We start from the raw sequence: 25801 nt of genomic DNA on the forward strand, positions 1-25801 counted from the left end.
TATATCAGTCTTGACAATAGTTGGCATTCATAGAAAAACTTCTTAAAAGGAATTGCTTTGTTATGATTACGACGGAAAAATTTAAAATCATAACATTGTTATTTTTTTCTGTTTTTTTCCATATAATCAATCGTTGTAGGGATTATTTTTTGAACATATAACCAGATAATCAAAAAAAATATACTAGGAAATACTAAATTTACTACTGTATGAAGAGTAGCGTTTGTAATGAAAATATTTATAATCCCAGTTATGTAGCAACTGCAATAAAAGGTAAGTGCAATATTTTTAAATTTTAAAATTTTTAATTTAGTAGATTCACTTATTTTTTTTTTATACTTTAATTCATAGTTATCAGTGTTTATCAACAATGTAATCATCGTACCAAAGACACCTATTTTAGCTGTTTTATCTGCTAATAATAAGATATATGCAAGAACAAAAATAATTGGAATATATGAGATGATGTCTTTTAATTCTTCCTTCACTTTATAACCATCCATTCGCTAGCAGATCTTTTTTATGGGGAGTACATTAATTAAAACGAAGATGAGACATTTTCCTATGACTTAAGCAACTCGAATAAGTGGTGGAAACAGAAACAACTATCTCAACCTCGTTTTATGAGATAGATTATGTTCAACAACTAGCTAAACAATAAATTTTTTTCTGAATTGATCTACATAATCAGTATCTAGTTTTAATCCCTTAAGTAAATAATTGTCAAAAGAACCAAAATGCTCTTCTAAAACTTTTTTTGCATGACATAAATACGTTTTATCAACATTTAAAGCAAGTTCCAAAGCGTTTAGTTGTTGTTCAGTAAGTTTGCTTTTCAGTGAGTCAATGATTTGTTTATTTGCTGATTTTCTAGATTCATTTGTTTTTAGATAATCGTCCATGATACTTTGATCAGAGGCACCAGCTATTTTTAAAATAAGAGCAGCTGCAAATCCAGTACGATCCTTCCCGGCAAAACAATGAAATAAAATAGGTTGATTGTCTTCTAATATTTCCGTAAGAAACTTACTATAACCAGACAGTGCAGAATCACTGACTACAAGTTCCTCATAGGTTTCAAACATCGCTTTTTCGACATCACTTTGGTCAATATCTAACATTCCTTGTAAAGAAGCGATGCTAGATGAATCCTCAGATGCTAATATATCAATATTCTCTATTGTAATGTTGTTCATATCCATATCTGGCTGCTCTGAAATTTCTGTTTTGTTTCTAAAATCATAGACCTTTTTGATTCTACAATCGTCTTCTAAAAATAAAATATCTTTTTTCTCTAATCCAACTAACTGACCACTTCGATAGAAATATCCTTCTTTTAAAGTTCCTGTAGGTACGGTAATGCCACCTATATCTCTTAAATTTGTTATCATAGTAAACACCTTTCTACATAATTTGTATATGTAATAATACTCTCGATATTTGTGGATGTAAAATAAATAGACAGATGAAATAGTTAATAGCAGAGACTCTTTATAAAAAATTAATATTTTATTTTTATAGAAGTAAGATGAGTATTAATTATATTTGTAGTGTTAATTTTCATTTTTTTAAAATATATTTTAAAAAAACAAATGTTGATTGGTGATGAAATTCCTTGGGTATCAGTCGTTTTTATGATAAAAACATTTATTTTGAAATTAAATTAAAAATATTATAAAATTAAATATTAATATTGAATAGTTAGTTAATCAGATGATACTCTAAAAATCTAGGAAAGAGAAAACTTCATTTCATGATGTGATAATTAAATAACGAGTGTCCGGTTTTTATAATTTTTAGAGATAATGTATAATCTGAAATGTTTGATGCGAGATAAGATTTTCAATAACGTTTTAATAGTGAGTAGATTTTAATAAAAGAACATGAATAGTCTAGTGAATTATAAAAATGTTTGATTTAAAAATTACTTTGGAAATGTTATTGGAAATCAGATGCTATTCCATTTATATGTAATTATAAAAAGAAAGAAGATGAAAAGATGAAGAAATACATATATTTATTGTTAATTTTCTTTAGTTTTATTTGTTTGCCTAAAGTTGCCAAGGCGGAGGCGACTATTTTGCCGCCAGAACCAATTAAAAATGTTCGTTTAGATACGAATTTAAAAGGTAATCCTGATGTTAAGCTAGTTAATTTGAATTTATTGAATTCTAGATTATATACGATTGTCGATAATGATAAAAATTTATATTTTTGTTTGGACGAAAGTAAATACTATCCATCAGGTCAAGATTATAAAGTAGATATGAACGAAAAAATATCTGGCTCAGTACTATGGTTGATGCAAACTTTCTACGAAAATCAAGATACACAGAATTCTGTACCAAATGTTGAAGGATATCGTGATGCAAACGAGTTAACTAGATATGCTGCAATACAAGTTGTTATTTGGAAATTAACTGGAGGAAAATTTGATAATAAGTTAATTGAATCAAATCCTTTAATAAAAGATCTATACACAGAAGCGCAAACAAAGACCAATGATGATACCTCGTATCAAGAAGTGATCAACAAAATAAATAACGTTGAAATCAACGCAAAAGAGATTATTCCAAACGGTGACGATGGGACAAATTATAATTACTTATTGCAATTTGAAGACAATATCGATCAAGAAACAGAAAAATTACTTCAAGTAAAAGATGAAGAGATAAATATAGGGGTACAACTCTATAAGAATTCTAAAATAACCGATATTACGAAAGATACTACAATTAATAAAGACTACGATAAGCGAACAATCTCTATAGATATACCGAAAGACCTAATTGATAAAGATAAAGCCGATGATACGGTCATTTATTTTAATATAGATACACTGCTCACGACTAGACATCCCTACTATTTGGTATTTATTTCAAGTGGAGTTCAACCACTCGGTGGATACCAACCAATTGAAAGGACATTAACTACCAGAACCAGTATTGATTTAGATTTATCCGAAACATCTTTTTCAGTGTTGAAAAATTGGGATGATTCAAATAATCAAGATGGCATACGTCCATTGAATTTACCTGTACAATTATATCAGAGCGATAAACCATACACGCATACAAGTAACGAAAGCCTGACACAAGGCAATGAAACTAAATTTGGTGAGGTACAAGAGCTAAATGAAGAAAATGGCTGGGAGTATATCTGGGGGAACTTACCAATAAAAGATAATAATGGAAATCCTCTATATTATACGGCTAGAGAAGAACTTGATTCAAAATATGATTTGAGTATAAATTCGACTGATGAAGGAAAAGCTATCCTTTTAACCAATACGTATAAACCTGAAACAATTGACCTAAAAGGAGTCAAATCATGGGAAGATGGAAATAATCAAGATGGGATACGCCCCTCATCTATTGTGGTCAATTTATTAGCAGATGGAGAAATAATTCAAACAAAGAATGTTACAGAAAATGAAGGATGGGCATATGAATTTTCTGATTTACCTAAATATAAAGAGGGAAAAGAGATTGACTATACAGTGACAGAAAATTCCGTTCCTAATTATACAGCAATTAGTGATGGGATGAATATTACAAATACCCATATCCCAGAGGTAACAGAAATCAGTGGAACAAAAACATGGGATGACAAGAATGACCAAGACGGTAAACGTCCAACAACGATAACAGTAAACCTGTTAGCAAACGGAGCACCAGTTGACTCAAAAGAAGTAACGGAAAAAGATAACTGGACGTACCATTTTGATAACTTACCTAAATATAAAGATGGGCAAGAGATCGTTTATACTGTAACAGAAAATGATGTGCCAGAGTATTCAACAAGTATAGAAGGAACAACTATTACGAATCATTATACACCAGGCAAAACCAGTGTAACAGTAACGAAATCGTGGAATGATGGAAACAATCAAGATGGCATACGTCCCGACAGTATCAAGGTCCAATTATACGCGGATGGTGAAAAGTCAGGAGAAGAAGTTACCTTAAATGAAGGCAATAACTGGACAACGACTTGGACTGATTTGGCAGAGAAAAACAATGGACAACCAATCGTCTACAGTGTAAAAGAAGTAGGAAGTATCGAAGGATACAATAAAACAGTCAATGCTGAAAATAGCGGCAACATTATTATTACAAATACCCATATCCCAGAGGCAACAGAGATCAGTGGAACAAAAATATGGGATGATAAAAACGATCAAGACGGTAAACGTCCAACAACGATAACAGTAAACCTGTTAGCAAACGGAGCACCAGTTGACTCAAAAGAAGTAACGGAAAAAGATAACTGGACATACCATTTTGATAACTTACCTAAATATAAAGATGGGCAAGAGATCGTTTATACTGTAACAGAAAATGATGTACCAGAGTATTCGACAAGTATAGAAGGAACAACTATTACGAATCATTATACACCAGGCAAAACCAGTGTAACAGTAACGAAATCGTGGAATGATGGAAACAATCAAGACGGCATACGTCCCAACAGCATCAAGGTCCAATTATATGCGGATGGTGAAAAATCAGGAGAAGAAGTTGCCTTAAATGAAGCCAACAACTGGACAACGACTTGGACTGATTTGGCAGAGAAAAAAAATGGACAACCGATTGTCTACACTGTAAAAGAAGTAGGAAGTATCGAAGGATACAATAAAACAGTCAATGCCGAAAATAGCGGTAACATTATTATTACAAATACCCATATCCCAGAGGTAACAGAGATCAGTGGAACAAAAATATGGGATGATAAAAACGATCAAGACGGTAAACGTCCAACAACGATAACAGTAAACCTGTTAGCAAACGGAGCACCAGTTGACTCAAAAGAAGTAACGGAAAAAGATAACTGGACATACCATTTTGATAACTTACCTAAATATAAAGATGGGCAAGAGATCGTTTATACTGTAACAGAAAATGATGTACCAGAGTATTCGACAAGTATAGAAGGAACAACTATTACGAATCATTATACACCAGGCAAAACCAGTGTAACAGTAACGAAATCGTGGAATGATGGAAATAATCAAGATGGCATACGTCCCGACAGTATCAAGGTCCAATTATACGCGGATGGTGAAAAGTCAGGAGAAGAAGTTACCTTAAATGAAGGCAATAACTGGACAACGACTTGGACTGATTTGGCAGAGAAAAACAATGGACAACCAATCGTCTACACTGTAAAAGAAGTAGGAAATATTAAGGGATACGACGTAACAATCAACGCCGAAAATGTCGGCAACATTATTATTACAAATACGCATATACCCAAAAATGAAATAAAGGGTAATGATCCTGAAACGCCAAGTAAAAATAGCCTTAATAAAGATTATCCAGCAACGGGAGAAAAAAATAGTTGGATTTTCTATGCAATAGGAATACTATTGATAGTAATTGTGGGGTATGTAGGCTTAAAAAAGGTAAAATACCATAAGTGAAATGATTAGAAAAAAATACGGATCGCAAAAATTAATCCTTAAATAAGAGATAATAAAAGCAATATAAAGTTGTATTAAAGGTATAAATTTCAAATGAATGGTATACTTAAGAAAAAATTTGAGGTGAATTTTATGTATAAAAAAATAGTAACAGTAGTTGATGTATTTGGAGAACCAAATGGAGTATTAGCTGAAGTCATTACTATGTCGCAAAGAGAAAATTCTGAACTTCATTTATTAATTAACAAACCTGAAATAGAAGCGCTTGAACAACTGAATTATCTACCATATGATAGTGGAATGTATATGCCTTATGAATATGATATGATTAAAGAGAATGACGAAAATTATCAAAAAGATGTGGATAAGGTTATTTCGAAAGTCAAAGCCGAAGGCGTAGACAAATTGGTGACTACAATTTATAGTGGCAGTACAAAATCTTTTATCAATAAATATATCGAAAAAAATAGTATGGATTTAATCGTCCTAGGTAGCTATGATGAATTATTGTCTAAAAGAGAACTAGAATCTGTCGCAAAACATGTTATAAAGAATACGACTAGTAATCTACTTATTTTGAGATGATCCCGATATATGTTAAATTTAAACTTATTTCCGAAGCCTTCAAATCTTAGTGCTTTAGCACTTAGAATTTGATGTGATCGAAGCGAAGCGAAGTGATTGCTTCTGCTCCCACCGTTTATACGTATTCTTTGAGTCTGAGATATAACTCGTAGAGTTATGTCCTAGACTCTTTTTAGAGCTATCTTAGCTGTACTGATGAGGAGTTTTATCTGTAATTAGTTTCATAAAAAAAGATGTCGGTGATTATTCAGCGACATCAGAACGTGTAGATTCGATATATAGACTTTACTTACATTTGCTAGTCGCCGTTATATTCAGCAAAACTAGGCCCATTTGAACGAACTTTATCTTGTTCTCCTTCTTCTAAAGAGGTAAACAAAGTACTATCATTTAAAAAGGTATTCCAATCTGCATCCATCATGGCATTTAAATCTTCTATAGAACGGTGACCCAAAACCTCAGTATTCAAACCATCACCTGTAATGAAATGTCCATTTTCATCATGCTTCGCATTTTTTACTGTATCTAAATCGTATTTTTTACCAAATAATTTATCCCATTCTTCGCGCAATTTGTGAGCCATAGTGCATCCCTCTTTCAATATTTTTACTGTATCTTTATTCTACAATATTCTTTGAGTTATTCCTCCTATAAAGCTTTATGAATAAAGCAAAAAACTAGGCTGTATTTTTTCATGTAATTGAAAAGAATACAACCTAGTTTTATTTAACTGAAATTATGGATTTTGAGAATTATCTGAGTTAGATGAGTTTTGTTTAAGTGCGGATTGATCGATAGTTAAATCAACATCTACGCTTTGTTCTTTTCCATCACGATAGAAGGTAACTTTCATCTTGTCGCCGACTTTTTTCTTGTAAAGTGCGCTTTGTAAGTCAGTGACAGAATCAATATCCTTGTCATCGATTTTAGTGATAACGTCGTATCGTTCAAGTCCTGCTTTGTCGGCAGGTGTTGCTGTCTGAACAGAACGAACAAGTACGCCCATTTGAACAGTATCAGGAAGCTTCAAGATTTCTTTTCTTTGTTGTGTTGAAACATTTGTTAATTCTTCCATTGTGATTCCCAATGCTGGACGAGTCACTTTGCCTTCTTTTTCCAATTGATTGATGATGCTTACTACATCATTACTTGGAATCGCAAAGCCCATACCTTCAACACTGACTTGGCTTTCAGATTGAACGATTTTAACTGAGTTGATCCCAATCACTTGCCCTTCAATATTTACTAAAGGACCACCGGAATTTCCTGGGTTGATCGCTGCATCTGTTTGGATGGCATTAATATTGATCGCTTGCCCATTGTTTTCATTTTGGATATTTCTGTTTAATGAAGAAATGATCCCTTGCGTTACGGAGTTCGCATATGCTGAACCTAATGGAGAACCGATCGCTAAAGCTGGTTCACCGATTTTCAAGTTATCAGAATTGCCGAATTCAGCAATTGAATCCACTTTATCAGAAGAAATCTTGATTACGGCAAGGTCAGTATAAGAATCTGTACCAACTAATTCGCCTTCAACTTTAGTCCCGTCGTGTAAAACAACTTCTAATCCTTTAGCTTGATCTACCACGTGATTATTTGTGACTACGTAAGCAGTTTTACCATCTTTTTTGTAGATAACGCCACTACCTTCACTAGCAGCTTGTAAGTCACTACCATCAGACTCAGCATCATCAGAGCCACTACCATCATTTCCGCCAAAGATACTGCCAAAACCACTAGCATCGCTGTTTTGACTAGGGCTTTGTAAATTGATAACAGAAACAACAGAATCTTTCACTTTATCCACAGCCTTCGTAACATCACTATTTACGTCTAAACTAACATTGGTTACTTTCGTATCCCCTTTATTATCTTTTACCGAATTTGTTGTTGTGCTTGAATTAGATGAGGATGGATTTTGGCCCATGATGGCATACGCACCACCAAAAGCAAGCGCACCACCAAGTAAGCCCCCAACTAAACCAATCCCAAATTTCTTGAACAAGCTGTTTTGTTTTTTATCTGAATTAGGTGTAACATCTTTTTTTTGCATACAAGCAACCTCCTATTTAATTATCATTATTTATTATATTTAGTATAGTCTTTCAAGACACCTTTAGTCTACCTAATAGCTTTGAATTTTTTATGAACAAGTTTGGGAGAAAAACAGATACAAATCATGAAAAATCGGATTATAGAAATACTTATACACATGAAAGTGTGAAAAACTTTTGAAAAACAGAGGAAAAGTGCTGTGAAAAAGTTATCCACAAAATGTGGATAATGTGGATAAATAAATGGGAATATGTGTTTGTATCTCAAAATACTATGAAATAAAGGAAAAATAGACATCAACCTGTGGATAAGTCTGTGCATATGTGCATAACTTTGTGGGAAAGTATGTGGAAGAGTCAAAACATTCATGATAAACTTGTTAACAAGTGAAACAATTAAATCGAAAGAGACGTGAATCTGTTGAAAATAAAAATTATTACTGTGGGAAAACTGAAAGAGAAATATCTAGTTCAAGGAATCAATGAATATTTAAAACGTCTACAAAGCTATGCAAAAGTTGAAGTCATTGAAGTGGCAGATGAAAAAGCACCAGAAAATTTAAGTGACGCAGAGATGCTACAAGTTAAAGGAAAAGAAGGCGAACGAATTTTAGCCAAAATCAATGATCAAGATCATGTTTTTGCGCTCGCAATCAATGGAAAACAGTTCAGTAGCGAGGATTTTTCAAAGGAGATCGAACAACTTGGGATCAACGGTAAAAGCCAGTTGGCCTTTGTAATCGGGGGTTCACTTGGATTGGGTGATGCAGTGCTGAAAAGAAGTCAACAACAGATGTCATTTGGAAAGTTGACTTATCCACATCAGTTGATGCGGTTGGTTTTGGTAGAGCAGATTTATCGAGGATTTCGGATTATGCGAGGGGAACCGTATCATAAGTAGGGATATTTTTTTGCTTATTAACAAAAAGTATAGAAAATAGATATGCTCTTTGGTAAAATTAAATAGACACAAAGTTAATGACTTGTTAAAAAGGAGAGTGAAGCATGTCGATTAATAGTAATTCTAGTATTGCCAGTGGGGTTTCAGCCTCATTTAGTCAATCAGCTAGTGCATTAAATAGAATATCCGTTTCTGTCAGCTCTGGACAAATCAACGTGGCTGGTAATAGCACTGCAATTGAAAGTTTTTCAACCTTTCAATCTAGTCTAAAAGGTGTGTCTAACAGTATTGTAAAAGCAGGGGACAATATAAATTCTGTTGCGAAAGAGTTTGAACGCATTGACCAAAAAATTGCGCAGTTACCTACTCTTTCAATTGGAGGGATAAGGTAATGACGTTAACTTCGCAACAACGTTTTGACGATCAAAACTACCAGTTTCGAAATCAACTGGAAGAACTTCAAGAAGCACAACGAGATAATAAGAAAGACCAACAGTTTATTGAACAACTACAAGAACGATTCTATGCGTTACAACAACAAGAACAACGAATCTATCAGGAATCTCTAAATGAAGTAGAATCAGAAGAGAGAGCTTTTTTCGAGGAACGACAGGATGATAGTTTTCACTTATCACGACAAGCATTACAAGAATTTGAAGAGGAACAAGAACAGTTAGCGCAAGACCGTAAAACCTTGTTAGAAAAAGAAGACTCGGTCCGTTCAGCACATCGAAACTTCTTAAAAACAGAAGAGAAGGAGATGTCGAATGGGACTTAAATTTATTGTGTCAGAAGCACAAGCTAGAAGTTCACAAGCAACACAGGTTAGTAGTCAGGCACAACAAGCTGTGTCTTCCTTACAACAAAGCATCCAACTGTTCTTGTCTGCGCCTTTATCCAGTAAAGCCTATGATTCGGCTAAAAGTTATTTTATGGTGGCGTATACGCCTATTTGTCAGTCCATTATCATGACTGCCGAAGCTTTTACCAGTGCGCATAAGAAATTTGTAAGTGAATATCAGGCTACTGTAGGTGGAGAAGATATAGATGAGGACAAAATTCAAGCAGAGATTGATCAATATCAAGAGTTATTACACACGATTGACGACTTGATTCGCGATGCGAAAAGGCCGCGACCAGACTTAGAAAGACGTTCTATGAACGCTTATGAGTCCATGCAAAAGCGAAAAGAAAAACTGGAGAAATTACGGACATACAGTGCTCAGTCAGCAAGCTTCTTTAGTGAATACACTTCTTCTCAACAAGAATTGAACAATGGTATTGCGCAAGTTAAGGATTGTAAGGCATGGAATGCCTCTACAGGGACTTTTGATATCAGTAAGTTAGATATGAACTGGGCAAAAGATATTACTACTCGTTGGAAAAATAGAGAAGTAGCTAAAGCAAAGCAAAAAGAAGAAGCGTTTAATAACAACTTAAAGAAACTAGAAGGCTATACTATTTATGCATGGCCATATGAAGACCCTGTAACTGGGAAGGTTTCAGTTAATTGGTTTATAGATAAAGATGGCCGCAGACTTGACAATAGTGAATTACAAAACTTCTTAGAACAACATGGAACGGAATTAGATCCCAGTTATTATCAAATTGTCGATTGGAAAAAAATCAGAGATTTAGAGAATGATGCTTTAAGACGAGGAGAAACCTATATAACAGGTCAAAAATATGAAGGACTATCAAAAGGTTCTATACAGTTGAGTGGCTATATTTCGACAGGATATGCATTCGCACAAGATAGTGGACTATATGACCTTGCTATGATGACGGGGCTTTCTTATGCAGGTTCTAAAGCGAAGGTTTCAACTCCAAAGAAATCTAGTGGGACTAAACCTCCTAAAACTGATTTTGGTGCAGAAAATCCAGTATCTGGAAAAGACTGGAATAATTACTTTAAAGATAAATATGGTGCTGGAAATGTCCAATGGAAGCCCACCTCATTCGATGATATAGTAGCAAATCCAGAAAGACTATATGGAAGTACAAAAAATGAAATCAAATCTATTTTAGGATCGGAATGGACTGAAGGAGTCTATGGTCGAAATGGGTCTGGATGGAAGTTTACACATCCAGATGGAAGTGTATTCTACCATGGTGGTGGTGGTGTTCACGAAGGTTCGTATTATGGATTTTCAAATGGAAAATCTGGAAAAGTTAAAATTTATAAAGAAGAAGATGGCTATGTTCCTACAATGGATGATAAAGGTACTGCAATAAAAATTGATTAAAAGAGGTGTGAATTTTGATAACAGTAGGCAAATCATTTGAACTATTTTTAGAAACATTAAAGCATTCTAACTCTAATGTGTTAAAGCAAGATGATGATATTATAGAGTACTATCTTCTTGAAGAATTTGCCATAGAGGCACCAGCTTTCTTGAGTGATTTTACACTTGAAAGATTAGAAAATGAAGGAATTATAGATAGAAAAATAAAAAACTTGGGAACTGATTTACAAAAAAAATATTTTTTAATTGATCAAAAGAAAAATTGGGATGTATGTGCCATAAAAGAAAGCCAAGAGTGGAAGGAGATACTAGAATTTTCCGATCAAATATCTAAATTAATTCATGAAAAATGGACAGATGAAGAAATAGCATATTTAAAAACAATATAAAATGGAACTTCCTTATACCAAGCGTATAGGAAAAGATAACTTGTTGATGAGTGTTACATCTGAGAAGAGTGAAACTAATTTATGATAGTATCATGAAGGTGAACTAGTGTATTCATCTCAAAAACAACTATATATTATATCTATGAAGATCAATCATCTTAAATGGTGGTTGGTCTATTTTTGTGCTTCAAGGAGGGAAATAAAATGTTTGATAACAAAGAAAATCGTTACATCACGAAGGGAGTGAACGAACAAGTACCAAAAGAAATCCAACTCTATTGCTGGCAATTAATCGACAAAAAAAGAAGCGAAGCAGAACCAGAATTAGACTACTTACAAATCTTTGAGTTCAATCCAGATAACCAACGCCAAGCAGTTGAAGTGATTCATCGACAAGAAGAACCATTTTTCATCGATTATCATACCTACACCATAAAGGAAAAGATAGCTGATTTCCAAATTAAAAAAATATGGGTGATCGATGATCGTAGTCATCAAACCATGTTATTACCAGAAGATTATTAACTGCATTTTTCTAAGAACCAACTACAACAATCAGTAAGGAGAAAAACATGAAAACAAACTAACCGAGAAAACGTGTAGCTATTGTTAGTCTTGAACTGGTGAAAGAAGCCTCAACTTTTTACGCCGCTAGAACCTGTACTAGCCCTCAAGCAGTCTACGAGTTATTCGCCCCGTTTATTGAAACAAAAGATCGAGAACATTTGGTGATCGCTGGTTTAAACGTAAAAAATGAACCAACGGCTATTCAAGTTGTTCATATAGGAACCATCAATCAGTCCCTCGCTTTCCCTAGAGATATCTTAAAGATGGCACTGTTGTCAAATAGTGTGTCTATTTGTGTTGGGCATAATCATCCTTCAGGTAGTGTGACCGCTTCATTAGCGGATATTGAATTTACTGCGAAGTTAGAAAAAGCCTGTCGATTGCTTCAAATCAATTTACAGGATCATTTGATAATTGGTAGTGGTGGAAAATATCTGTTTATGAAAGCAGAAGGTTATATAACCGATAGTAAGTAAAGAAGCCTTATGAGGGAAGCTCATAAGGTTATTTTTATACCATAGAAAGGAAAAAAGCCATGTTAAATGAAGCAATGACGATTTTATAAAAACAAATGCAGCTTGTAACAGTAAAAGAGGAATGGAGCTATGAATCTGTCACACTGGAGAGAGAAGAACTAGACGAAGCTACTCTTCCTGAAGGAGCCAAAAAACAATTACCAAAACTAGTAATGACCCACTTGTATTTATATGTAGATAATCAAGACAATGAATATGTTTTGTATTTTCTTACCGATGTGACCAGTCAACAATGAATATGCTGCTTTAATGGGTGTGTACATTTCTTGAGTAGTTAGTTGGATTCTCAACTTAAAAATGGAAAACAATTTATCGAAGGTGATAGTATCAAAGATAGATGGGATGTAAAAACAGTTTTATATTTTTGTTATTGAGTTTCATATGTAAAAAAAATTAGCGAAACAAGATTCGTTTGAAGCATCTCTGCGATTATGTGAGTTTAAATAATGCAGATAGAATTTCTGAAATGAAACGATAAAATACCTCAAAAAAAGTGTAGCAAGAAAAAATTAGGCTGTCTGTTTCCCAGAAATTAAAGGAAGCAGACAGCCTAATCAAAGTACTTTTATTCAATACTCATTTTTGTGGACTAATAAGAAATAGTTTCTGTAAGATTTTGTATAACTTATCTTTTTGCATCAACTTCTATTTTAATTCTAGTTAGTTGATCATCAAAATTACTAGAGAAATAGAATGTATAGCTCTTGCTGACACCAATCTCATAAGTTAAAGCACCAATCGTTTCTATGTCTCTTGAGTTTGTACTACCATACTTCTCTTTTATGGTATTTATCAGAATAGAATTATTCCTATCCGTAATTTTTATTCCACCAGGAAGAGTGATTCCTCTTCCAAGATCGGAAGCTTCTGAGGTATGAAGATACAATTCAGTAATATCGCAATCTTTTAATTTCTGATCTTTTTCAGAAAAGTTTTTTACTTTAACCGTTACTTCGGCATCACCTTTAACCATATAGAAGCTGCTTTCAGAATCTCCTGCTTCAAGAGTATCCGTTGTTTTAACGCTATTACTCTCTTTTGCAGACCAACCAAATGCTTCAAATTCTTTATACGTAAGAGGAAGTTGAACCACTTCTCCATCAAGTTCTATTTGGAAAGAGTCCCAACTGTCACTTAAAGCACCAAAGTCAGGTTTTTTAGTTGTGTCATTGTCAGAATCCTCCTCATCGGATGTGTCCTCACTATCTGATGTGTCAGTATCAAGTTCTTTCGCATCTTTTAAATCTTCTTCACTTGCTTTATAGTTATCTTTTGCATATTGGAGCACAAAGTCTATAAAATCGCCTTTAGTCAAGCCTATTTTTTTCAACGATTTTGTATATGCCTCAAGGGTTTCTTCTTCATCAGCAGAATGTTTTCCTTGGAAATAGACGATTTCACTGTCGATATCATTATCTTTCTCATTATAGCGGATGCTTGCTATGCTATTGGGAATCAGGTTGTCCCCTTTTTTCTCTAATTCTACATAGGATTCAAATGTAATACCTGTATCTGGATTGTCCAGAACCAGAGAATAAATCATCGTGCCAAAGGAGGGATAACTTCTATCTGAAAATAGATATCCTTCATCTTTAAATTTTTTAACCGTGTCATTTTCCTTCTTTTTGGATCCCTCTTTATTCCCGCTGTTTGTACCGCAAGCAGCAATAGTTAATAAGAGCAACACCAGTAGACCAACCCAAGCCTTTTTTTTGAAATTTTTCATAATATTCTCCTTTTTATGTTTTAAGTAATGTTATCTTTGTAAATAACATTACTACCTATAAAGAATAGCATAATTAAAACTCCAATTCAAACGCACAAGGAGTGGTATAAATGTAGTGTGAATGGTTGATAAAGGTATGTTTTTAAGCTGAAAATAGGAATGGATTTGTAGAGAGATCTTGATTGAGTAACATTTAGTAAGTCTAAAAAATGATGATTATGAAGACTAGAGTAAATACTCTTTAAAGGTAAATATATGGTAGTTAATAAAACAATTTATGTAGAACGGTCACTAGAATTCATTTATAAGAAATTGAAAGTATCTATGAAATCAGCTAAGATAAATATAGAAGTGAAAACAAACCAGATGATGTGATAGAGATAAGACTTGTGTACTAACATTTACACAATCCTTTCATCATGTGGATGTTTTAGGGAATGGAATAACTTTTCAGAATAGGAGAAATTGAGTATGAAAATAATAGGGTTTTTGTTGTTGCTTCTTATTCTAAAAGGAATAGAATATTTTGCACGAGTACATGCATATAAAAAGCGGATCAAAGAATATCAGAAAGAAAACGAGTTAACAACCGATGAAATAGTCTTATTTAAAGAAACGATGTCTATTGCAAAAGATCAAATTATACTTTTGGAATTAACAATCAACAAATCAAAAGCTTTAATGAAAATAGAAACAAAAGAAAAAGGACTAGGTTCTTCAAAATTGTTATTCTCTGAATTGATGGAACAACCAAAGAGGATGACTGAGCTTGAACAATTTTTGTATATAAAGCTACCAGGTATTGTCGAGGCCTCAGAAAAATTTATTCAAATACAAGAAGCGCAACTTTCAACAGCAGATATTGAAAGGTCAAAGAAAATGATTATGGAAACCATTACGTCGTATTCATCTAGTATTACAGATGAATATGAAGAAATAATTCAAGACGCCTCAGAAGATATCTATCTAACTAAGAAATTGATCGAGGGAAAATAATGAGAAAAAAACAAAAGAATTTTTATGACTCGTATGATGCTCTGTTTTCAAAACCAGCTCTTTTTACAAAGCAAGAGAAGACATATGAAAAAAACATGCCAAAGCTTAAGCTGAAAAGTATAGTAATGATTATGAAAGACTCAGCTAAAACACCGTCAAAAAGCAAGAAAAAAGAAAAAAAACCTGCTAAAAAAAAATTATCAATGATTCTAGCGATTGTATTTTTAGTAATTATTTTTTTTGTTATCAAGACGGCGAATAATTCTTCTGGTTCATTTAGTTCTTACTCAGATGAATATATTGATGTTTATCCTTTAAAAGAAGGAACTGTCAATAAAACAAGTGATAAAAATTTTAGTACACCACTTGCGCTTAGTATCAATGATCATAGTATTGTAACTAATAATGGTTATGTATTAGAAGTGTTGAATGATGCAGATATAGAAATCCAAAAAGAAGAATTGTCAGTGTTACCGACAAATGATAAATATGCGAATTATTTTTATATCGCCTATATTCCTTTTTATTCTAATCGACGTTATGAACGTTCAGCAAGTATGTTTATATCAGGAAATATCACGAATAGTTTAAATGAAAGTTTCATAAAAGATAAGAACTCTTTTTCTAAAGCATACTTTGAAAAGGACATTGGTGAAGTAAAGAATGGTTACGTTGTTACGTACAAAGAAGGGGAATACTCTAAAGTAAGTATTTCACGTTTCTTCATATTTCCTGACGAAACTGGATTGTGGCTGAAGGCTGATTCTAATGAGGAAAATACCGAGAAGCTTACCGTAGAAAACACACTGGAAGAGGTTAAAGAGGTGTTAGGTAATGATTTTACCTTTTTAGATGAAAATTTTACGTTCAAAAAAAGTGAATAGAATAAACAACTAGAGCTGAAGGAATCAGTTCTAGTTGTCACACATCAGTATAATTATGACAGCGCCTAAAATATGGCTGTTATTAATAATAGTGTGTTTTTTTAGTTTTGTACTCACTAGGAGAGACCCCCATCTCTTTTTTAAAGACTTTGCTAAAATAGTTTCCTGTTGAAAAGCCAACTTTTTTAGCGACCAGTTCCACCGCTTCATCTTCCCATAATAGCGATAAGGAATGAAGGATACGTACTTTTTTTAAATAATGAATTGGGGGAGAGTGATAAGTTGCTTCAAATAACCGAATCAATTTATATTTTGATAACTCATACTTTTCAGACAAGAATTCTAAGCTAATATCTTGGAAATAGTGATGATCAATATAGTCTTTTATTGCTTGGACCGTGTCTGTTTTTTGTTGAATTTCTTTTTGAATTTCTTCTTGGATATCTAAAAAAAGAGTAAACGCTGCTTTAGCATTTTGTGTAACAGTTAATTCTTGGGTATAGTTATCTATAATAAATTCTTGCAACATTTCAATGAATGAATCCGATAATTCAACAACGGTAAAGGATGTATCCAACCATTGCAGCATATTTCCTGAAAACTCGATAAATAGAAAGTGCCAATCTTCACCGAAGTAGCGATAATTTCCAGGGATTTTAGCAAAAAAGCCCTTATTCTTTGTTAAAGCAACGGTTCGCTTGCCTACTTGTAGAAATCCCTGACCTTTTAATGTTACTTGCAAAACAATTAGTTGTTCTTTTCGATTACGTGCGTCCCAATCATAATGAAGACTTCCTTGTCCGACACCAATGCCCCGGATGAGTGGTAAATGTCGGTCATCGATGTAATGGAATTGACGTACAAAATTCTGCAATTTATTACCCTCCATGAAATAATTTCTTCTTGTTACTTCTGATTATACTCGATATCATGGATATAATAAAAGAAGAGGAATGATAAATATGTCGATCTATTTTGATACAGCACAGAATTTTTTTCACCTGAGCAATAATGAAATTAGTTATATCATTGGTATCGAAAAAGAACAATATCTTACCCATAGGTATTTTGGTCCTCGCTTAGCAGAGTATCATCAAGTCAATCAGCTGCAAATGATCGATCGCGGCTTTGCCACGAATCCAATCAGTGAAGAGCGTACTTTTTCGCTAAACACGCTACCGCTTGAAACGAGTACACAAGGTAGCTTAGATTATCGGGTGAGTAATTATCTGTTTCGGAATACAGATGGCCATTGTATTACTAATTTTGTGTATGATCATTTTGAAATTTTAGAAGGCAAGCGACCTTTAGAAGGCCTCCCTTCACTAAGGGGAGACCAAGAACAAACCTTAGCAATTTATCTTGTAGATTCTATCCAGTCACTTGAAATGGTGTTGTATTATACGATATACGAAGATCTTCCTGTCATTACACGCAGCGTATCCTATACAAATAATGGGGCACAGGTAATCTATATAGAAAACGCTGGTTCGATGCTCTTAGATTTTCCCCGTTGTGACTTTGACTTACTAACACTTAACGGGGCCCATACAAATGAAGCAACAATCCATCGCCAAGCGCTCCATCCTGGTATACAAAAAATCTCATCAGCTAGAGGAACGAGCAGTCCGCAGCATCATCCGTTCTTAGGGCTTGCTGATCGGTATACGAATGAAGATCAAGGGGATGTTTATGGCTTTCATTTTATTTATAGTGGGAATTTTGTTGCTCAAGCTGAAGTAGAGCAGTATGGAAGCACACGGGTTCAAATCGGAATCAATCCAGAAACGTTTGAATGGAAATTAACACCTGGATCAACGTTTCAAACACCAGAAGTTGTGTTGAATTTTAGTGCGAAAGGATTTAATCAGCTTTCCCAGACATTTCATACGTTATACCAAACCTATTTGATTCCTAAGCAATGGCAACAGGAGGAGCGTCCCATTTTACTTAATTCTTGGGAAGGCAATTATTTTGATTTTACTGAAGAGGACTTGATCCGCCAAGCTCAATTAGCGAGTACATTAGGGATTGAATTATTTGTTTTAGATGACGGGTGGTTTGGTCAACGTACAGATGATACAACTTCTTTAGGCGATTGGTATGTGAACAACGCAAAACTTCCAAATGGGATCGAGCATCTTGCGGATGTTATTCACCAACAAAAGATGAAATTTGGTTTATGGTTTGAGCCAGAAATGATTTCTGTAAAAAGTCGTTTGTTTGAGAGACATCCAGAATGGAGTCTACAGGTTCCCAATTACCCTCAAACACAGGGGCGACAACAGCTGGTCTTAAATTTGAGTTTACCAGAAGTTCAAGACCACCTCATTCAAATGCTGACAGCGTATCTGTCATCAAATAAAATCGATTATATAAAATGGGATATGAATCGACATTTAACGGAATTGGGTAGCTTTCTTTTACCCAATGATCAGCAAAAAGAAGTTAGCCATCGTTATGTCTTAGGACTGTATCGTATTCTATCTGAAGTAACAGAACGATTTCCCCAAGTCCTTTTTGAAAATTGCTCTAGTGGTGGCGGACGATTTGATCCAGGAATGGTTGCTTATATGCCTCAAACTTGGGCAAGTGATAACACAGATGCGTTATGTCGCTCGAAAATCCAATATGGCTATAGCTATCTGTATCCACCAATTATGATGGGCGCTCATGTTTCGGATAGTCCTAATCATCAAGTAGGTCGAAATACTCCCTTAGAAAGTCGCTTTCTAATTGCAATGAGTGGAAACTTTGGCTACGAATTAGCAATAGAAAAACAATCGCCACAAGAGCTCGAAATGATAAAAGAGCAAATTATATTTTATAAAAAGCATCGTAAACTATTACAGTTTGGTCAATTCTATCGTTTAAAAGAACTTGATGCGGCTTATTCCACTGCTTGGCTATTCAAAAATGAAACAGAAGCGCTTCTTGTTTATTCCAATGGACTAGCTCAACCAGCGCAAGCGGTTCAGTATTTAAAAACAAAATATCTTGAGGAATCGGCTCTTTATAAGGACATGCGTACTGGGGAAATATACAGCGGTAGTGAATTAAATCATGCCGGTATTCTTGTTCCAAGGATCAAAGGGGATTTCAATTGTTTCTATATTCATTGGACTGTTGTTAGGTAAATGATACATTAAAAAGATCCCTTATGGCGAACCGCCGTAAGGGATCTTTTGGTTAATTTAATAAAACAGCATAAGCTTCGTAAGGGAGAAGGGTTTGACTAATTTCTTTTTCATAATTATGAATCAGGATTTCTTTGATTTGTTGTGTTGCATCCAGTAAGAATTGAGCCGGCTTATTGGAAAAATTGACAACAACTACTATTTCTTCTCCGTCATTCTTACGGATATAGGCTAAAACTGCTGCATCTTCTGTTTGAATACTCTCAAATGTTCCTTCTGTAATCACTGGTAATTCTTTTCGGAGTTGAATCAATTTTTTGTACGTATAAAATAAGGAGTCTGGATCATCTAAAGCAGCGGCTACATTGATTTCACTTGAATCTCCTGCAGGTAGCCAAGGAATACCAGTTGTAAAGCCCGCTTGTTTAGAATCATCCCACTGCATTGGATGACGTGCGTTATCACGTCCTTTGGCATTGATAGAGGCGATGATTTCTTCTTCTGTATAGCCTAAAGTGATGCGTTCATCATACATTCTACGACTTTCAATATCATCGACTTCGTCAATTGATTTTACTGGATAATTGATCATCCCAATTTCTTCTCCTTGGTAAATATAAGGTGTTCCTTGAAGAAAATAAAGATAGATAGCTAACATTTTCCCACTAAGCACCCTGTACTCTTGATCATTGCCCCAACGAGAAATGATTCGTGGTAAATCGTGATTATTCCAAAATAGGGAGTTCCAGCCTTTACCAGTTAATTCAGTTTGCCATTTAGAAAAAACATGATGCAGTTCTTTTGGATCAAGTTTTTTTAGATCCCATTTTCGTTTGCCTGGTTGTTTGTCCAAATTGATATGCTCAAATTGGAAAACCATCGATAATTCATCTCTGTCCTCGTCTGAATAAAGTTGAGCAATTTCGGGTGTTGCGCCCCAAGTTTCGCCAACCGTGACCAAATCATATTCACCAAAGGTATTTTGATTCATTTCCTGTAATAGCTCATGGAGTTTTGGCCCATTTTTAGTAATGAATTGGTCGGGTTCTTTTCCGATTAAATCAATAACATCTAGACGGAATCCGCCTACTCCTTTTTCGATCCAGTAATTCATCATACGATAAATTTCGTAGCGCATCATTTTATTTTCCCAATTTAAGTCAGGCTGCTCTTTGGCGTGTAAGTGAAGATAATACTCTCCAAGTTCTGGAACCAATGTCCAAGCAGAACCGCCGAAGTTTGACTGCAGGGTGTTCGGCGGTCGTCCGTCAACGCCTCTTCTCCAAATATAGAAATCATGAAACTCACTCTTTGGATCGTGAAGCGCGGATTGAAACCACGGATGTTCAGAGGAAGTATGATTAACGACTAAGTCCATGATGATCTTGATATTCCTTTTTTTCGCTTCTTCAATTAGTGTGTCCATATCCTTCATTGTTCCATAATCTGGATCGATCGCTTGATAATCACTGATATCATAGCCATTATCTTCATTAGGCGATTGATACACAGGACTTAACCAAATTGCTTCTATCCCTAGAAAAGCAAGATAATCTAACCGTTGAATAATTCCAGGAAGATCCCCGATCCCATCTGCGTTCGTATCTTGAAAGCTACGTGGATAGACTTGATAGATCGTTGCCTTTTTCCACCAATTAGTTTTCATAGCGCACACTCAAAGCTAGTAGATCTTGGTTTCCATCAACACTTAATGTGTCAATTACTTCAACAGCTTCATAGTCGTTCGTATTCGTAACAATCATCATCACTGTTGGGTCAAAGCCGGCTTGTTTGACAGCGTCTAAATCAACTGTTCCTAAGATATCCCCTTTTTTCACTAAGTCTCCATATTTTTTAGTCGTTTCAAAGAATTCTCCATTTAGTTTTACCGTATCGATTCCAATATGGATCAGTACTTCCGCACCATGAGTTGTTTTTAACCCATAAGCATGTTTTGAATCGTATACGACCGTTAATTCCCCATCGGCTGGGGCGTAAATAATCCCTTTTTCTGGAATTACCGCAATGCCTTTCCCCATCATTTCTTGTGCAAAGACAGGATCGTTGACTTCTTTTAAAGCAATAGGTGTGCCTTTGACTGGTGCAGCTAAGATTTCATCTTGAACCGCGATCACTTCCGCTTCAGGATCTTCATTGATTGCAACCGCAACTTCACCTGCACTAGTATCATCATCTGCAAATACAGCCATATGACGTTTACCATAAGCATATGTCGTAACAAAACCAACTAAAATACTGATGACGATCCCAATCATGAAATAAGGAATTGATTTTGGTGCGATTGAAATAAATCCAATCACACTAGCAGGTCCCATCGCCACTGATAAAACATGAAATGCACCAATAAATACACAAGCAACTGCTGAAGCAATCATACCGCAGATAAATGGAAATTTAAGTTTCAAATTGACCCCAAAAATTGCTGGTTCCGTAATTCCTAGCATCGCTGAAATACTTGCTGAGGTCGCTAAACTTTTTTGTTTTTTATTTTTAGTTAATAACATAATGGCAAGTGTTGCTGCACCTTGACCAACGTTTGCCATAGAGGCAACTGGGAAAATGAAGGAACCGCCAGTACGTGCCACATCTGCTAACAAGGTGGTCTCGATTGCTGGAAAACTTTGATGTAGTCCTGTAATAACAATTGGTGAATAAAACAGTCCGAATACACCTAAACCAATTGCTCCTGTTGTATTATACAACCAAACAAGTCCATCAGTTAAACCATCTGAAACGATTCTCATAACAGGTCCCACAACGATAAATGTTAAAAATCCAGTAATAATGATGGCTAACATAGGGGTGAAAGTAAAATCAAATGCATTTGGAATGCGTTTGTGGAAGAATTTTTCTAAAGTTGCCAAAATCCAAGCAACCACTAATACTGGTAACACAGAACCTTGATAACCTGCTTGGGCAACGTTCATCCCAAAAATATGCCAATAATTCATACTGCCTTCCGCAATTGCATTTGCCACACCGTAACCATTAACTAAATCAGGCATAACCATCGCCATTCCAATGGCAGCACCTAGATAAGGATTACCACCAAAGCGTTTGGATGCAGAAAATCCGACTAAGATAGGTAAGAAAGCAAATGGTGCAGAAGCTAATAAATTAATGATACTTGCAACGTCCGTTACATTAGGGAACATTTCTACAACGGATTGCGGGCCAAATAAATGTTGTGCAGTTAACACATTATTCAACGCCATCAATAAACCACCAGCAACTAAAGCTGGAACAATCGGAACAAAAATATCAGATAATACTTTAATAAAGGCCATAATTGGATTGTTCTTCTTACCGTTTGCCGCGACTGCTTTCAAATCAGCGGTGGATGCTTCTTTGACATTCGTTATTTTTATCAGTTCATCATAGACATTGTTGACATCACCAGCCCCAATAATGATCTGAAACTGGTCATTGGCTTCAAAGGTTCCTTTAACAGCATCATTATTGTCTAAAGCTTTTTGATCCACCTTACTTGAATCTTTTAAAACTAACCTTAGTCGTGTCGCACAATGCGCTGCAGCTTGAATGTTGTCTTCGCCGAGTGCTTGCTTGATTTCCTCTGCTACTTTTTTGTAATCCATTCTCATTCCTCCTAAATGTCATTTAAGCGATTTCAATAGAAGTGGTCATCTTGTGTATGAAAGATAGAAATGAAATCGCTTTTTCACATCCAAAGTATACCATTTTTTATAAAATTGTCAAACGTATAACAATGATTATTTTCTTTTGTTAAGGTGTATTTATTTATATTCGAATCATAATTGATTAACGTTTGACATTATGTGTTTTTAAAGCTAAACTATATGCAAGAATACGCTTACGAGGAGAGTACATATGTCTGTAAAAAAAGTTTGGACAAAAGAAGAACGTTATCGTCCGTATCAAGAATGGGATAAAACGCACCTAGCCTTATTGCAAGAGAACATCGCTAATTCTAAATGGCGTTTAGGGTATCATATCCAGCCAAATACTGGCTTACTAAATGATCCAAATGGTTTTTCATATTTTAATAATCAATGGCATGTTTTTTATCAGTCTTACCCAATGGGAGCCGTTCATGGGTTAAAATCTTGGTATCATCTGACATCTGATAATTTAGTGGATTGGAAAGAAGAAGGAACGAAAGTATTTCCAGATAGTTTGTATGATAGTCATGGTGTTTATTCAGGGACTGCTTTGCCTGTTTCGGACCAGTTGTTTCTTGCTTATACAGGAAATGTTCGTGATGCAGAGTGGGTTCGCCATTCCTATCAGTTAGGTGCCTGGATGGATGACTCTGGAACAGTTCGGAAAATCGAAACGCCACTGATTACTGAACCACCGACAGGGTACACATCTGAATTTAGAGATCCCCAATTATTCCGTTACGATGATGAGTACTTGATGGTCATAGGTGCTCAAAATGAGGCTGAAAAAGGAAAGATTCTTACTTATCAGAGTTCTGATTTGCTTACATGGCAGTGCAAGGGTGAATTAGAGTTTACCGATAAAGAAATGGGTTTTATGATTGAATGTCCTAATTTACTAGTAACAAAAGATGCGGCATTACTTATTTTTTGTCCTCAAGGTTTAGAACCAGATATTTGTTCTTATGAAAATATTTATCCTAATACTTACGTTATCGGGGATTCTTACGACAGTGAAGCGAATCGTTTGATTCAGCCTACTGCATTAAAAAATCTAGATGAAGGGTTTGATGTATACGCTACACAAGCCTTTCAAGCACCAGATAATCGTTTATTGTCTATTAGTTGGGTAGGCTTACCAGAAATTGAGTATCCAACCGATCAAGAAGAATGGGCTCATTGCTTAAGTAGTGTAAAAGAGCTGCTTATAAAAGACAAAAAATTGTATCAACGTCCTGTTGCGGAAATGAAACAATTACGTGTAGGTGAAGCACTTGAGTTTAACAAAGATTCTGCTTCCTTTTTTGAAACAGATACAAATCAGTATGAATTAATGCTATCGTTTGACCCGCTTTCCTGTGGAACGCTTACTTTGTTTACGAATAAAGAACAAAATAAAGGATTAACGATTAATTTTGACTCGCAACATGGTAAAATAGCGATAGACCGTAGTCAAGCTGGTGCTGTTTTTGGAGAAGAATATGGCTTTATCCGATCGTTTTCTGTTGAACAAAAACCCTTGGAACTACAAATCTTTGTAGATTCTTCGATTGTTGAGATTTTCATCAATGAAGGTGAAAAAGTAGCAACAATGCGAGTATTTCCAGAAACACATCAGACAGGAGTCCATCTAGAGTGTGATGGAGGCTATCAAGGGAAATTATGGCAACTGCGGAAAACTAACCAATAAAGGATGAATGAACATGGTTGTCAAACTAACGGATGTAGCAAAAAAAGCCGGTGTTTCTCCCACTACTGTTTCTCGTGTGATTAATAATTATGGTTCCCTAAGCCAAAAAACGATTGATAAAGTAAATTTAGCAATGAAAGAGCTGAATTATCAACCAAATTCTTTAGCTCGTTCCTTGCAAGGAAAAAATACACAATTAATTGGATTGATTTTTCCAACTGTTGCAAATCCTTTTTTTGGGGAGCTCGTTGAAAGAATCGAAGGGAAACTATTTGATTTAGGCTACCGCGTTATTTTGTGTGATAGTGCCAATAATAAAGAAAAAGAACGTCATTATATTAATATGCTCGCGGCCAATAAAGTGGATGGAATCATTGCTGGAGCTCATAACTTGGGAATCACTGAATATGAAGATATCGAGTTGCCGATTGTTTCTTTTGACCGTTATTTAGCTGACAATATTCCAATCATTGGCAGTGATAATTTTCAAGGGGGCTATCTAGCTACTGAAACATTATTTGTCAGAGGTGCACGAAAAATTGCGATTCTTACTGGTTCACAAGAATCCAATTCGCCTACAAATTTTCGTTTGAATGGGTATTTAAGTTTCTTAGAGAAACACGAATTAGAACCTAAAATTTTTCAGATTCAAACAACGGCTAGATCAACAACGTTGAAAAATTTAGAAATCAAACATATTTTAGAAACAGAAGAAATCGACAGTTTGTTTTGTACGGATGATTTAACGGCTATCTTAGCATATAATCAATGTCAGCAGTTGAAGATAAACGTTCCTGAACAAATCAAGATCATTGGGTATGATGGGACCAAATTCATTCAAAATTATTTTCCACAACTATCAACGATTGCCCAACCAATGGCTGACTATGCAGATATTTTAGTAGATTTGTTGTTACAACGAATCCAAAATCCAGAAAAAAAACTTGAAAAAAATTACCTACTACCGGTAAAACTAATTCAAGGTCAAACAACCTAACCCTTA

Annotated in this window: 23 protein-coding genes; 15 read left to right on the plus strand and 8 right to left on the minus strand. The window is 34.8% G+C overall.

Annotated elements, in window-relative coordinates:
• Nucleotides 1-98: 98 nt before the first annotated feature.
• Both ATZ35_RS07020 and ATZ35_RS07025 read right to left on the minus strand, forming a co-directional pair.
• Nucleotides 99-488: a hypothetical protein gene (locus ATZ35_RS07020; RefSeq protein ID WP_069640263.1), complete on the minus strand. Its 390-nt coding sequence runs from the start codon at nucleotides 486-488 to the stop codon at nucleotides 99-101.
• A gap of 162 nt (nucleotides 489-650) precedes the next feature.
• Nucleotides 651-1391: a tyrosine-protein phosphatase gene (locus tag ATZ35_RS07025; RefSeq protein WP_208930120.1), complete on the minus strand. Its 741-nt coding sequence runs from the start codon at nucleotides 1389-1391 to the stop codon at nucleotides 651-653.
• A gap of 608 nt (nucleotides 1392-1999) precedes the next feature.
• On the opposite strand from ATZ35_RS07025, the gene ATZ35_RS16875 reads away from it, so the two are divergent.
• A complete protein-coding gene (locus ATZ35_RS16875; RefSeq protein WP_208930121.1) occupies nucleotides 2000-5422 on the plus strand; it encodes a Cna B-type domain-containing protein in 3423 nt (1140 codons plus the stop codon).
• A gap of 132 nt (nucleotides 5423-5554) precedes the next feature.
• Nucleotides 5555-6007, plus strand: coding sequence for a universal stress protein (locus ATZ35_RS07035; protein ID WP_069640260.1), 453 nt, complete (start codon nucleotides 5555-5557; stop codon nucleotides 6005-6007).
• A 298-nt stretch (nucleotides 6008-6305) separates the two neighbouring features.
• Here ATZ35_RS07035 and ATZ35_RS07040 read toward each other — a convergent pair whose 3' ends face one another.
• A complete protein-coding gene (locus ATZ35_RS07040; protein WP_069647287.1) occupies nucleotides 6306-6590 on the minus strand; it encodes a hypothetical protein in 285 nt (94 codons plus the stop codon).
• A 153-nt stretch (nucleotides 6591-6743) separates the two neighbouring features.
• Nucleotides 6744-8063 carry a S1C family serine protease gene (locus tag ATZ35_RS07045; protein WP_208930122.1) on the minus strand — a complete coding sequence of 440 codons (1320 nt, stop codon included), beginning with the start codon at nucleotides 8061-8063 and terminating at the stop codon, nucleotides 6744-6746.
• A gap of 422 nt (nucleotides 8064-8485) precedes the next feature.
• On the opposite strand from ATZ35_RS07045, the gene rlmH reads away from it, so the two are divergent.
• From rlmH to ATZ35_RS07085, 8 genes are all read left to right on the plus strand, one after another.
• Complete coding sequence (gene rlmH / locus ATZ35_RS07050) at nucleotides 8486-8965, plus strand: 23S rRNA (pseudouridine(1915)-N(3))-methyltransferase RlmH (RefSeq protein WP_208930123.1); 480 nt, start codon at nucleotides 8486-8488, stop codon at nucleotides 8963-8965.
• A gap of 104 nt (nucleotides 8966-9069) precedes the next feature.
• Complete coding sequence (locus ATZ35_RS07055) at nucleotides 9070-9357, plus strand: TIGR04197 family type VII secretion effector (RefSeq protein ID WP_069640256.1); 288 nt, start codon at nucleotides 9070-9072, stop codon at nucleotides 9355-9357.
• On the plus strand, nucleotides 9357-9743 hold the full coding sequence (locus tag ATZ35_RS07060) for a DUF3958 family protein (protein ID WP_208930124.1): 387 nt from the start codon (nucleotides 9357-9359) through the stop codon (nucleotides 9741-9743). Before ATZ35_RS07055 ends, ATZ35_RS07060 begins: the two co-directional genes overlap by 1 nt.
• Entirely contained in the window at nucleotides 9733-11211 is a 1479-nt protein-coding gene (locus tag ATZ35_RS07065) for a T7SS effector LXG polymorphic toxin (protein WP_208930125.1), read from the plus strand. Before ATZ35_RS07060 ends, ATZ35_RS07065 begins: the two co-directional genes overlap by 11 nt.
• A gap of 14 nt (nucleotides 11212-11225) precedes the next feature.
• The gene (locus tag ATZ35_RS07070) at nucleotides 11226-11600 is read left to right on the plus strand and encodes a hypothetical protein (protein WP_208930126.1); all 375 of its coding nucleotides are present in this window, start codon (nucleotides 11226-11228) and stop codon (nucleotides 11598-11600) included.
• A 204-nt stretch (nucleotides 11601-11804) separates the two neighbouring features.
• A complete protein-coding gene (locus tag ATZ35_RS07075; protein ID WP_208930127.1) occupies nucleotides 11805-12125 on the plus strand; it encodes a DUF960 family protein in 321 nt (106 codons plus the stop codon).
• A gap of 98 nt (nucleotides 12126-12223) precedes the next feature.
• Nucleotides 12224-12643, plus strand: a complete 420-nt coding sequence (locus ATZ35_RS07080; protein ID WP_244148223.1) for a JAB domain-containing protein — start codon at nucleotides 12224-12226, stop codon at nucleotides 12641-12643.
• A gap of 95 nt (nucleotides 12644-12738) precedes the next feature.
• On the plus strand, nucleotides 12739-12939 hold the full coding sequence (locus ATZ35_RS07085) for a hypothetical protein (RefSeq protein ID WP_208930128.1): 201 nt from the start codon (nucleotides 12739-12741) through the stop codon (nucleotides 12937-12939).
• 389 nt (nucleotides 12940-13328) lie between these two features.
• Here ATZ35_RS07085 and ATZ35_RS07090 read toward each other — a convergent pair whose 3' ends face one another.
• Nucleotides 13329-14429 (minus strand): hypothetical protein, encoded by a 1101-nt coding sequence (locus ATZ35_RS07090; protein WP_208930129.1) that lies wholly within the window; start codon nucleotides 14427-14429, stop codon nucleotides 13329-13331.
• 471 nt (nucleotides 14430-14900) lie between these two features.
• Here ATZ35_RS07090 and ATZ35_RS07095 point away from each other — a divergent pair, with 471 nt between their 5' ends.
• Together ATZ35_RS07095 and ATZ35_RS07100 are read left to right on the plus strand one after the other, a co-directional pair.
• Nucleotides 14901-15425: a 5-bromo-4-chloroindolyl phosphate hydrolysis family protein gene (locus tag ATZ35_RS07095; RefSeq protein WP_208930130.1), complete on the plus strand. Its 525-nt coding sequence runs from the start codon at nucleotides 14901-14903 to the stop codon at nucleotides 15423-15425.
• Nucleotides 15425-16309, plus strand: coding sequence for a hypothetical protein (locus ATZ35_RS07100; protein ID WP_208930131.1), 885 nt, complete (start codon nucleotides 15425-15427; stop codon nucleotides 16307-16309). The genes ATZ35_RS07095 and ATZ35_RS07100 overlap by 1 nt, the downstream gene beginning before the upstream one ends.
• Before the next feature lie 82 nt (nucleotides 16310-16391).
• On the opposite strand, the gene ATZ35_RS07105 is transcribed toward ATZ35_RS07100, so the two are convergent.
• On the minus strand, nucleotides 16392-17183 hold the full coding sequence (locus tag ATZ35_RS07105; protein ID WP_208930132.1) for a helix-turn-helix domain-containing protein: 792 nt from the start codon (nucleotides 17181-17183) through the stop codon (nucleotides 16392-16394).
• Nucleotides 17184-17271: 88 nt separating this feature from the next.
• Here ATZ35_RS07105 and ATZ35_RS07110 point away from each other — a divergent pair, with 88 nt between their 5' ends.
• Nucleotides 17272-19446: an alpha-galactosidase gene (locus ATZ35_RS07110; RefSeq protein WP_208930133.1), complete on the plus strand. Its 2175-nt coding sequence runs from the start codon at nucleotides 17272-17274 to the stop codon at nucleotides 19444-19446.
• 52 nt (nucleotides 19447-19498) lie between these two features.
• On the opposite strand, the gene ATZ35_RS07115 is transcribed toward ATZ35_RS07110, so the two are convergent.
• Together ATZ35_RS07115 and ATZ35_RS07120 are read right to left on the minus strand one after the other, a co-directional pair.
• Complete coding sequence (locus ATZ35_RS07115; RefSeq protein ID WP_208930134.1) at nucleotides 19499-21112, minus strand: glycoside hydrolase family 13 protein; 1614 nt, start codon at nucleotides 21110-21112, stop codon at nucleotides 19499-19501.
• Nucleotides 21102-23063: a sucrose-specific PTS transporter subunit IIBC gene (locus tag ATZ35_RS07120; protein WP_208930135.1), complete on the minus strand. Its 1962-nt coding sequence runs from the start codon at nucleotides 23061-23063 to the stop codon at nucleotides 21102-21104. Before ATZ35_RS07120 ends, ATZ35_RS07115 begins: the two co-directional genes overlap by 11 nt.
• A gap of 253 nt (nucleotides 23064-23316) precedes the next feature.
• On the opposite strand from ATZ35_RS07120, the gene ATZ35_RS07125 reads away from it, so the two are divergent.
• Together ATZ35_RS07125 and ATZ35_RS07130 are read left to right on the plus strand one after the other, a co-directional pair.
• Complete coding sequence (locus ATZ35_RS07125; RefSeq protein ID WP_208930136.1) at nucleotides 23317-24798, plus strand: sucrose-6-phosphate hydrolase; 1482 nt, start codon at nucleotides 23317-23319, stop codon at nucleotides 24796-24798.
• Nucleotides 24799-24811: 13 nt separating this feature from the next.
• Nucleotides 24812-25795, plus strand: coding sequence for a LacI family DNA-binding transcriptional regulator (locus ATZ35_RS07130; RefSeq protein ID WP_010762417.1), 984 nt, complete (start codon nucleotides 24812-24814; stop codon nucleotides 25793-25795).
• Nucleotides 25796-25801 lie beyond the last annotated feature (6 nt).

Source organism: Enterococcus rotai (assembly GCF_001465345.1).
Lineage (GTDB): Bacteria > Bacillota > Bacilli > Lactobacillales > Enterococcaceae > Enterococcus_L > Enterococcus_L rotai.